We start from the raw sequence: 11,511 nt of genomic DNA on the forward strand, positions 1-11,511 counted from the left end.
GTACAGGCCCCGACGCGGCAACACGGCTTGCTGGACAGGGGTGGTCATGGGGTGAGTCCGCCAGCGGCCGCTGAGGCGCGAGCCCCTCGGTTGATCAGCCGACGAAGCTACGCCACCAAGACTCATCACGGCCAGCAGTCTCGAAGGCCTCGATGCTGGCGAGTACGTGCGAGGTAAATGGTTCGGGGAGACGAACGTCGTGGTCTTCCACGTAATGCTTGAGTCCCTCCGGCCAAACGTACACCCCATCACTCAGCTCAAGCGCACCGTTGGCCCGACCGCACATCCGGCACGGGGAGAGGCCCATGCAGGCTCTCACGATGAAACCTCGGCCGAGATAGTCCACGACCTGGTCGCGCTCATCGGCGTCCCAAGATGAGTCTACGAAATCCTCCGGAGAGGGCCAGCGGTCGTCCGCCGGCCATCCTCGCCCGGCCTTCCGCCGCCAGTAGCCGATCAGAATCAGTTCGGATCGAATGATCGCCACTCACCTCCATCAAAAAATGTAAGCGTCTTCCCTGTGCCGCTTGCACCGATCTCAGTCGTCGGTGCCAGCACCCGCACCCTGAGGATGTTTGCAAGATCCTGTGCAAAGGAACCCGAGGGGCAGGCCGTCCAACACGATAACAGCCTGACGTTCCGGCCCGCCAAGCCAGGCCCAATCTTGGCAGCAATCTCGGCAGCCGACTGCCCGGCAATATCGTCAGGCCCTCCATGTCCAATAACGTCCAAAAAGCCTTCCATCGGATTACGCTCCGAATATTTGATCATATTCTTTATAGCCGAATCTCTTCCGCCGAACGTAGAGGCCATCTTCGGGACACTATTTGCGGCGGCTTCTTCGGCCCCAATTTCCGGCTGAGCAATTGCTGCAACAAACTGTATGACTTCGGGGATTATTGTTCCGATTTTGAAGCTGGTCGAGTCTGAGGTGGCACGGAGTGTCAAATATTGTTTTGCTAACGAGCCACCTTGATTACATTCTCTGTCTGCGTGCGTCAGTTGAGAACACAGGAACTCCACCATTGGCATTCCGCCACTGAAATAGCCGGCGAGAAAGTCGAACACCCCATTGCTTCGTTTCACGGATGGTGACTCATCGAAGCTATGGTGTGATGCGAGTAGGAGGTGTTCGGGGTCATTGAGCGGGGTTGTGTTGAGAAGTTCGCCGTAGAAGCTGACGAGACCGCCGGTGTTGCTGGCGTTGCTGGCGTTGCTGGGTTTGGGGTTGTTAGCTCCCGGATCGCAACCCCAGTTCCAGGTGTGACAGCCAGGAGGGCCGCCCCATCCGCCACCCGGCAAGGGGCAAAGACCATCAGGCCCACGACATAAACCGGACGGATCGGAGAAGGTGACCGGGTTGCCGCTGGCGTAGGAGTAGCCGTTCATCTGCTGGGTGTCGCCCACGTTGAGCAGCGGGTCGACGGTGATGAAGCGGCCTGTGGTCGGGTCGTATTCGCGGGCACCGAGGTGTATGAGGCCGGTGGTGTTCTGGTAGCCGTTGAGGAACCCGTGCTTGTCCGGCCAGCCCGTGGGTGCCGGGCCACGGGCGGCCCCGTAGGGGTCTTGCCATCGTTTGGTGACTGCGAGGTTGCTCGCGTTCACCGAGGCGTACGGCGTGCCTTGCGTGTCCGTCATCAACCAGGCCAGGCCGGTGTTGCCGTTGCGTTCGGCGATGGCGTGGCCGTTGTAGGTGTAGGTGCGAGTGGCGACCGATGTGGACGTGCCGGCGGCGACGAAGATCTCCAGGTCCCCGATGGTCAGAGTTGTCCCGGACGGGTCCTTCGTCAGGAACCGGTTGCCGTCGGCGTCGTAGGTGTAGCTGCTGACCTTCCCGGAAGCGTCGGTCGCGGTCGCGATGTGGCCTTCGGTGTCGTAGGTGAAGGTCTGCCCGTTTCCCGCGGGACCGCCGGTGAGGCTGTTTCCCGCGGCGTCGTAGGTGTAGGCCACCTGAGTCGAGCCCTGGGCATTTGCCGTGGTCGACGTCGTGGCGGCATGCGGTTGCGGCTGCCCGGCCTGCGGATAGGTCGACGTCGAAGTCGTGTCCCCGGTCGAGGCATGCTGAACCTGCGTGAGCCGGTTCCCGATCTGGTCGAACGTCCACGACGTCCAGTACGGCGCCGCACCACCCAGCCCCGCCGCCGTTGGCGCAGCGCCACAGTCAGCCGAAGCGGGGGTCCACGCCTGTGCCAGCCGTTGCAGGTAGTCGTAGTTGTAGCACTGCACGTCCGCCGAATCGCCCTGCGGCGTATCGGCAACTTTGGTCATTTGGCCGGACTGATCGTAGGTGTAGGCCCGGTTGGCGATCGCGTAGTTCGTCGTCGTGGCCCGCTCGGCGAGTGTGCCGGTCAGCCGGTTGGTGCCGTCCTCGTAGGTGCTGGTGACCGCGATCTGATTTGGGTCGTTCGGATCTTGGTAGTTGGTGCGCAGCACCTGCCCGTAAGGGTTGTAATCGGTCTCGGAAACCAGATGGGTGCCGCCACCGTTGGAGTCGGCGGTATAGAGCTGCGAGGGATTGCCGAGAGTGTCGTACAGCCACACCATCGTCTCGTTCGCGAGTCCCCCCTTCGCCGGGCTGGTGAATGAATGCACCGCACCGGTCAGGGCGTCGTAGTTCGTCGAGAATTGGTAGTTGCCGCCGAGCCCGGTTTCGGTGAGCGGGATGGTGACCTTCGTGCCCTGCGATCGGCCGGCGTCGTCGTATCCGGTAACGGCGTTGGTGTAGGTCTTTCCGTTGGCGTACCGGCTCGAACTGGTGACCTTGCCCTTCATCAGGGTGTCGTAGGTCCAGGAGACCAGCTTCGTGCTGCTGGTCGAACCATCGAACTCCGCTGTCTTGCGGCCCAGGTTGTCGTAGGTGTAGGCCAGCGTCCGTCCGCGCCCGTCGGTGCTGGTGAGCAACCGGCCGTCGGCGTCATAGGCGAAGTGGCTGGTGCCGGTATCGGGGTCGGCGGAGACCACCTTGCGGCCGTGCAGGTCGTAGCCCATCGTCCAGGTGTTCGAGCCGGTCGGATCGGTCACCGATGCTGGCTTGCCCGAATGTGTGTAGGTGTAGGTCGTGGCGTCCGCAGGATCGCCAGTACCGGTATGGGCGGGGTCCTTGTAGTCGAGTGACTTGATTTTCTGCCCGAGACCGTTGGTGATGACCGTTTTCGCGGTGCCGCCATGGGGCGGGATCGTGGTGGTGCGGTCGCCGTCGTACACAGTCGTGGTCCGCCACTGCTCTGTGCCGTACAGCTGGTAGATCGACGCGATCTTGCGGCCCGCGGTGTCGAACGCCGTGACCGTCGTACTGGGCACGGCGTTGTCCTGGACGACGAGCAGGGTGGTGCCCGGCCCCGAGTCGCCGTTCCAGTACGAGTCGTGCGTCTTCCATGCCCGGCCCTGAGAGTCGAAGAACGTGTCCGCCACGAGCCGGCCGCCCTGCGCGTACGGGGTCGGTGACTGCTTCTGTACCGTGCGGCCGAGCCCGTCGACGAGCGAATAGCTGGCGGCGTACTGGCCGCTGGACAGCAGCGCGCTGCTGGTGATGACGCTTGGTCCGTTGTTGTTGACGGTGTAGGCGACGGTGGCGTCGGGCTGGGCGTTCGCGCTCTTGCTGTGTCCTGGACGCCAGACCGCGGTCAGCCTTCCCAGCGCGTCGTAGGTCGCGTCCGTGCGCAGCCCACTGTTGTCGACCTCCGCGGTGACCGCGCCGCTGACCGGGTCGAGATACTTGGTCGAGGTCAGCGTCGTGGTGTCGGTGCCGCTGATCGGTGGCGTTGTGACATCGACGCGAGTAACCGGTCCCCCGGTCGCGGGGGTGTAGGCCGTTGTGGTGGTGAGGCCAAGCGCGGTGGTACTGGACACGAGCCGCCCGTAGCTGTCGTACCCGGCGGTGGTCGCCGGGCTGGTGAACTGCTCCGCTCCACCCGACGGCCAAGCGTCCAGCTCATCGGTCTGGGTGACGTCACCGATTGTCGGTGCGGCGCCGAAGGCCTGGTGGTCGTAGTAGAAACGGTGGTCGGCGATGATGGTGCCGCTGGCTGGGGCCTGATCGCAGGTGCCTGCCGTCTTCTGCACCTGACTGGGAAGGCTGAGCAGCCAGGCGCCGGTGTTCTGCGCGTAGGTGGTTCTTGTGCAGCTGGCCTGGTTCGGGTCGGTGACGTCGCCGTCGTCTTCCGATGTGACCACGAGGCCGTAAGCGCCGAAGGTCGCACCCTTGCGGGTCGTTAGCCACTGATTGGTCGCGGCGATCCAGGTTCTGGTCCGGCTCGTGCCGGTGTTCGTGAAGAATGACTGAGCACCGGAGGCGTCGGTGGCGGTCGCCGCGGAGACCCACGGATCGTTGATCGTGGTGCCGATGACCTGGCCATTGAGGTAGGACGTGCTTTCCCGGGTGAAACCGGCCAGTGCCTTGCCATCGGGGATGCTCTCGCCGAGGCTGTCGGTCACCGAGACGCTGCGGGTTCCCCCGCCCGGGAGCGTGTCGCCGTCCATCCCTCGCAGGTAGAGCGTCTGGGTGACGACAGGTGGGCCTGCCGGGTCGCTGGTGGCCTGCCCCTTGGTGGTTCTCACCGTGGCGTAGCCACGCCACTGCGACCAGGTGCGGTACTTCGGATCTACCAACGGGTTGTCATCGTGGTGCCACGCGCCACCGCCGACGTAGTCGTAGTGCGTCAACACCTGCTGGGACAGCGTGGTGCGGCCGTCGTCGGTGATGTCGGTGACCGGGTACAGGTTGAACCAGTCGAGAACCGGATCCGTGGCGCCGCCCGGAGTCCAGTAGCTCGGGAAGCACGCCATCGTGTTGCTCTCGGGGTTCGCGGGCATGTTCGAACCCGCGACACACTGCGGATCGGCGTACTTGACGGTCGTGACACCGCCTTGCTCGTTGGTGATCGCGTCGATCCGGTTGCGCGTGATCGCCGTGTACATGCTGCTGGTGTCCACGCGGTTGGCCAGTGCTTTCGGGTGGAACGTCGTGGGTGGCAGGGAGATCGAGCCGCCCACCTTGCCTGTCCGGGTCACCGAGTCCAGCCACATCGCGGGGCTGGAACCATCTCCGCTGGCTGGGAACGACTGGGCGAGCGCCCAGGTGTCGACCGTGTTCCAGCCCGAACCACCATCGGTGACCTGGGTCGTGATGCCGATGACCCGGCGGCGGGAGAAGAAGCTCGGGGCGACGTTCGTACAGGTCGCGCCTGGGGCGCAGATCTGGTCCGCGGGCACGTCCGGCCAGGACGACGCTGTGCCGGAGTTCAGCTGGGCCGGATCGCAGGTGATGGTGCCGCCGGGCAGGCAGCGTTCGGTCGTGTCGAACAGGATCTGCGCCGGGGCATGGGAGTAGACGTTGGCGACCCCGGTGTTGAACCCATACTCGATGCGGGTGAGGTAACCACCGCGGACGTAGGGCGTGCCCGCGCTCGTGGTGTTGAGGTTGAGCCCGTAGTTGTTGGTCTCGGACTGGTAGTAGTAGCTGATCGCGTTACCGTGCGGGTCGACGACGTAGTCGAGGTTCCATCGCCAGGCCTGCTGGCACCAGGAAGCGGCGAAGGTCGCGGCGTTGCATGGCTCACCGGAGTTGTTGCCGAAGACCGGTTCAGTCCACGCGGACTGGGTCTCCGGGTTACCCGACTGCCAGCCGGGCAGGTGGTTGAGGCCGAAGAAGTACTGTGTGCCGTCGGCCGTGGTGACCTTCCAGTACTCGCCGCCCTGCGCCCCGTTCGCGGCACCGATGAGCTTCTCGACCCGGGAACCGTTGTCAGACTTCGGATGCCACGCGCCGGAAGCAGTGTCCTTGACGAGCTGGACGTTACTGCCGCCGAGCGACATGGTGGCGTTGTCACTGAACCAGCACAGATCGCCGCTCTTGGTCTGGCCATTGTTCCCGCCGAGGTCCTGCGCACAGGATTTGTAGGACCGTTCGATAAAACCGCCGCCGCCGATTTCCCAGCCGTCACCGATGGCCGAGGCCTGGTTGTTCGTCGCGGACGTGCGCCCATCCACGGAACTGGAGGAGTAACTCAACGCGAGGCTGGGTGCCTTGGCACCGGCCGCCGGTGGGGCCGCGATCGGGTAGCTGTAGGAGAAGTCGCCTCCCGAACCACCCGCCGTCCAGGTACCCGCCGGGGAGAGGTTGGTGGCCGTGAAGTCCCCGCCGCCGCCGCTGGTGCCCGCAGTGGCCGCGAGTACGGTCATGGTCGTCGTGTTGAGCGTGACGGTACCCGTGAGCTGCCCGTCTTTGGGACTGTTGGCCGACTCGACCGGTGTCGCGGTCCGACATTCCGGCCTGTCCGGGGTGCTCAGGACACAGGCGGGGTACTGCTGGAACCGCAGGCGGCGGCCGAAGTCGGCGCCGAACGCGCTGGCGAAGCCGCGGTAGTCGAGGTGGACGGTGATGGGCCCGCCGGTATCGCCGGTGACCGGGGCGAGCCGGATCAGCGTTCCCGGGATTCCGGCTTTCTCGGCGCTGCCGTGGTCGAGAGTCTCGACCTCGACCTTGCCGGGCCGCCGCTCCGCCGAGTCACTGCGGCCGACTGCGACCGGAAGCTTGCCGGCCGGCGCGACAGGCGAGCCGACACCCTTGGCTGTGGCGGGAAGGTCGACCTGGGCGGTCCCCGCGGGCCACGCCGCCGTCGTGACGGGCGCGGACGGCGGTGGGGCGGCCGGCGGTGGGGAGAACTTGCCAGTGGCACCCCCGACCGACCGGCTCGCCTGAAGCGGTGGGAGATCCCAGCCCAGGCCGTGCCAGCCTGTTGGTTGTGCGATGGCCTGCTGGGATGAGCCCAGCATGATCACCGCGGTGATCAGAGCGGTCGTTCTCGCCCAGGCGTGAGCCCGGTTCCCGCGCACAGTCATGGTGGGTTCCGCCCCAGTTCTCAGAGGTGAGTGTGCCCGGACATGGCGCCGGGATCGTCGACTTTGGCGTCTCGGATGAGTGCGCCCTGGTCACGCAGGCCCGTGTAGATCCGTACGCCCGCGACCCCGCCATACCACTCGTCGTTGCGAGCCCCGTTCCAGACTCCGCGCCCGAGGAAGAGATCGCCCGTGCTGGCACGGCTGGTGACACCTTGCCCACCTGAGGTGTTGGGGTAGGTGTTCTGTTTCACGCCGTTGACGTAGAAGGCCATGATGTTGGTGGACGCGTCGTAGGTGACGGCGAGGTGGACCCAGGTGTTGTAGGTGGCGTCGGCATCGCTGATCCCGTACCACGCAGCGCCGCTGGTGGCCGAGGAGCTGATCAGCGCTGTCCATTTGGGATGGGGGCTGCCGTTCGCGTCCGGCCAGTTGTGGTAGCCGAGCAGCACGGGCGAGTATTGCGGGTCGTCCACTCCCACCGCTGCACGTCCGCTGGGATCGACCGCTCCCTTCGCGGCGATGTCAGCCGAGGTCCAGGTCCGGTTGACCCAGGCTTCGATGGTGTAGGAGCCGTCCGTGCGGAAGGTCGCGGGGCGGCCGGCATCGACCTGCCCGGTCCAGGTGTTGTCGAAGGTCGCGGCGCAGGCATCCGTACCGGCCGTCAGCTGCACACCCCCAGAGGCCGTGCCGGGCGCGGCGGAGATGGAGTCGAAATAGCTGTATCCGGCGAGGGAGGCGATCTGGTCGTCGGTCAGGGCCTGGCTCCAGACCTGCACCCCGTCGATCGTTCCCTTGAAGAAGTTGCTGATGCCGATGTTCGAGCCGACGGTGAAACCACCGTTCGTGCTCCACACCGTGGGCAGGGTGTTCTGCCCTTCCAACTTGCCGTTGACATACAACCGGACTGCCATGGTGGACGGGTCGAACACCCCGGTCAGCAGTGTCCAGGCCCCGGCCTGGGGTGCCTGCCGTCCGACGGCCCAGTGGTAATTGTCCACTGTGGCGTCATCCGCTGTGGTCATGCCGAACACCCAGCGGTTGACGTCGGAGGAGTAACGCAGCTGGAACCCGGCGGTCTGGGTGCCACCTTGAGTGAGCACTGTGTAGAGACCGTTGAGGTCGTCCAGCTTGGCCCATGCGGATACCGTGAACGCCTGCGTCGTGTCCACGGCGGGAGCGGCGGCGGTGGCCTGGCCGGTCGTGCCGTCGAAGTGGACCGCTTGACCGGAGTGACCGGTGGTCCAGGTGTAGCCGCCGCTGAGGGTCAGGTCGTTGGCGAACGGGCCAGTGTCGGCGGCGATGCTGCCGGTGCCGTTGTCGAAGGCCCAGTTGCCGTTCAGCGAAGACGCTGTAGAGCCCAGAGCCGACGCGCAACCTTCCGCGAGGCCGTACTTCGCCACGGGAGCCGCGGCGTTGGCCAGATCATGCGCCTCCTGGCCGGACAGCACCCGCTGCCAGACCTGCACATCGTCGACCTGCCCAGTGAGGTAGTCACTGCGGGCGCCGTTGTACTTGCCCGCGCCGATCACCAGATCGCCCCCGGCTGCCCAACTCGTCAGAACACCGACAGCCTGTTTGAAACCGTTGACGTAGAGGGTCATCGTCCCGGTCGAGGCATCGTAGGTACCGGCCAGATGTGTCCAGACACCCACCGTCGGCGGGCTCATCGACTTGGCCCGGACCACACCGGAGGGACTGGCCTGATCGGCCGTGACCATGCTGAACGCCCACGCGTTGTCCACCTGCGAGTACTGCAGGTAAAAGCCGCTGGCCTGGTTCCCGTCCTGCGAGAGCACCGTCTGGAACTTGTTGGTATTGCCGAGCTTCACCCAGGCAGCCACGGTGAACGAACCCGTCGTGTTCACCACCGGGGCACCGGCGTCGGCGAAGCCGGTGGAACCGTCCAACGTCAACGCGCCCTTGGTTCCCTCGCTGTAGCCGGCGAGATCAGGATGGGTCCAGGAGTTCCCGTGGTCGTAGCCGGCGACCCAGTCGCCACCGTTCATCAACTGCGCGTCGTGCGCGGTCACACCGTCGTTGTTCGGTGTCGTCTTCACCGTGTCGGCCAGCGTCCGGCCGCCCATTTCATCCAGTGCCCAAGCCCCCACCAGATTGCTGGACGGCACATAGGGCACGACATGGTAAGAGCAGGATGCCGCGTCGAGGCTGCCGGTGGCGGTGCAGGTCGCATCCGGGCCGGGTGTGCCCGCCTTGTTCACCGCCTTGACCTTGATGTAGTTCTGGTTTCCATTGATCGCTATCGCCGACAGCTTGGCCGTCGCGATCGGTTTACCGCTGCCGTCGGTGCCCTGTGTCGCCTTGATGCTGGGTGATGCCTGAGGCTGTGGTTCGCCCCCGTCGGTGCTGTAGATGAAGTGGTCGATGTCGTAGAACCCGGTCGTGGCCATGTTCACCGACACGCTGAAATGCACGCTGTCGCCCTGGTGCGCCGGCGGGGTCGCGTCGGTCATGCTCACCACCGGAGCCAGCGGCGCCGTACTGTCCACCGCGAATTCGCAGCTACCCACCCACGGGGACCAGAGTTCGCCGTCATTGACCTGCATCGACCAGTTGTAGATGCCGTCCGCGGTGATCCATCCGTCCGGAACAGCGGCGAACTGGGCCGTGGCCGCCTGGTTCTGGCCAGGGGTGCCCACGGTCACCAGGCTCCCGCTGTTGTCGTGGACGTTGGTGCTGTTGCCCGCCGTTCCCGCGCCGACAGCGAAACCCGCGAAGAGGGTTCCCCCGTCCGGATCGGATACCAGGCCGGCCAGTTGCGGGTTCTTCGTGGCCAGCCATGGCCGGTTCGTACCCTGCACGCAACCGAACCGGCCGTTCTGCATCGTCAAGTTCCACGGTGCGTTGGGATAGGAGTCGTAGTTGACCTGCAGGTATGGATTCAGCGCGAAACGCCGCCACCCCGCGGTCGAGTTTTCCGTGCTTCCGATCAGCATGAACGTGACGTTGGGCCAGCGCTGATCCGACGACTGCTGCACAGCCGTGGTCGCTTCGAACTGGCCCACCACGTTCGGGGCGTCGTTGCAGTTCGCGACATTGCTCGACCCGAGCTTGGAGGTCCAGCCGGGCTGGCTGTTCCACGTCGTGTTGGCGTCGACCGGTCCGGTGAGCCAGAGATCCGTGGCCGCGGTACCGGAACAGTTGTAGGTGTGCGTGACCGTGGTGTTCAGCGTTGCCGAGTGAATCTTCGTGCCCGCGAACGGGGCGGCGTTCATCTGCACGTAGGACCTCGACACCCCGGCCGCGTCGAGAGTCTCGTACCCGGCTTTGAGGTCGCTGAGGTCACCCGTGGTGGCGTTGTAGTTGTGCGCTGTGGGGTATCCGGATTGCACCACGACGTGCGCCTGGATCCCGCATGAGGTGCACCAGTTGTCGGGGTCCAGCATCACCGGGTACTGGGTTGCGGGGTCGTCGAGGAAAGCCTTGTCCGGGGAGACAGTGACCTGGTTGGTGGTCAGCGCGACGTTCATCACCGATTCCCGGCGGCCACCACCCTCGCCGAGCTGTGCCCGCGCCGCCGAACCCGCACCGGAGGAGTCCCACATGCGCGACGCGTCGCCGTCAAACAGGACCTTTCCCGCCGCGTCCTTCACCACGAAGCCATCGGTGGCCGCGCCGGAGGCAGTCGTCGGGCGACCGTGCCCCTCCCCTTTCGCGATGCCAACCGTGGTGTTGCTCGTGTAGATCCCGAAAGGAATCGACGCCAGGCTAGGATTCTGCGCCGCCTGGCGGGTCTTGATGACCACGGTCTCCACATAGCCTTCCGGCAGCGCCCGCACCGTCAGGTCAACCCCGGGCAGCAACTCGGCATAGGTGGCGGTGTCACCAGCCAAAGTCGGCGTAGGAAGGTCCGATCCCCACCGCAGGCCCACCGAATGACCGTCACGGTCCCCTGCCGTCACGATCGGCACCTTCGCCGAACCCACGCCACCAGGGTTGAGCGACAGTGCAACCGTGGTCGCCTTCGGACCGATGCTCCCGTCCGATTGTTTGACCAGTGTTGTGTCGATACCCGACCAGACGTTGCCCTGTCGGACCCGTACCGGATGCTCGTACTCTGTGAGAGTCCAGGACCCGTCGGGATTCGCCACGGTCTGCGACGTCTCAGTGGTGGCCGAGGAAACCAGTACCGCCTTCTGGTCCTGCCGGGCGAAGACCATCGCTGTCGCAGCGTCTGCCGCCTGATCGGGAACACTTGCCCCCGCAGCGGAGGCCAGCCCGAACCCGCCGACCGGTTCGATGACCGAAACCACGACCGCAAACACGCTGACCAAGGACAGCAGCCACCCACGCGCCGACAAGGCGTTCACTACGGAGATCCCCCTCGCTCCGGTGAATGGTCCCTACCATTCACACGACCTCAAGAAGGTTCGCAAACACCAAACCAACAAGGAATAAGCCAAAGGGATCAATCACCAACAGGTGATCAAAACGATCACTCTACGCTAAATTCCACTCAGATAGACATTTTCCAACAAAGCGAAGTTATATCCACTGAACCGGTAGACCACATAATCCAGATGAAGTGCAAAGAGTCCAGTTGGGTGGACTTCAATCATCCAAAACGGACAAATGAATATAAATCCGACATGCTCTCTCGTTAGCTATCGTGAGAGTGCTTACATAACCAAAGCGGTCAATGTGAGCTACATC

At 64.7% G+C, this 11,511-nt stretch carries 3 protein-coding genes; all 3 read right to left on the reverse strand.

The window, feature by feature from the left end; all coding sequences use genetic code 11:
* Window positions 1-94: 94 nt before the first annotated feature.
* The 3 genes from FNH05_RS20840 to FNH05_RS20850 all read right to left on the reverse strand — a co-directional run bounded on the left by FNH05_RS20840 (window position 95) and on the right by FNH05_RS20850 (window position 11,168).
* Window positions 95-487 (reverse strand): hypothetical protein, encoded by a 393-nt coding sequence (locus FNH05_RS20840; RefSeq protein WP_222426666.1) that lies wholly within the window; start codon window positions 485-487, stop codon window positions 95-97.
* On the reverse strand, window positions 463-6,774 hold the full coding sequence (locus FNH05_RS20845) for an RHS repeat-associated core domain-containing protein (protein ID WP_246127864.1): 6,312 nt from the start codon (window positions 6,772-6,774) through the stop codon (window positions 463-465). Before FNH05_RS20845 ends, FNH05_RS20840 begins: the two co-directional genes overlap by 25 nt.
* A gap of 86 nt (window positions 6,775-6,860) precedes the next feature.
* A complete protein-coding gene (locus tag FNH05_RS20850; RefSeq protein ID WP_246127863.1) occupies window positions 6,861-11,168 on the reverse strand; it encodes a LamG-like jellyroll fold domain-containing protein in 4,308 nt (1,435 codons plus the stop codon).
* Window positions 11,169-11,511: the final 343 nt, after the last annotated feature.

Source organism: Amycolatopsis rhizosphaerae (genome assembly GCF_007713715.1).
GTDB classification, from domain to species: domain Bacteria; phylum Actinomycetota; class Actinomycetes; order Mycobacteriales; family Pseudonocardiaceae; genus Amycolatopsis_E; species Amycolatopsis_E rhizosphaerae.

Excerpts from the sequence above, each read along its gene's own strand:
- FNH05_RS20845 (WP_246127864.1), bottom strand. The coding sequence starts at position 6,774 with ATGCTGGGCTCATCCCAGCAGGCCATCGCACAACCAACAGGCTGGCAC.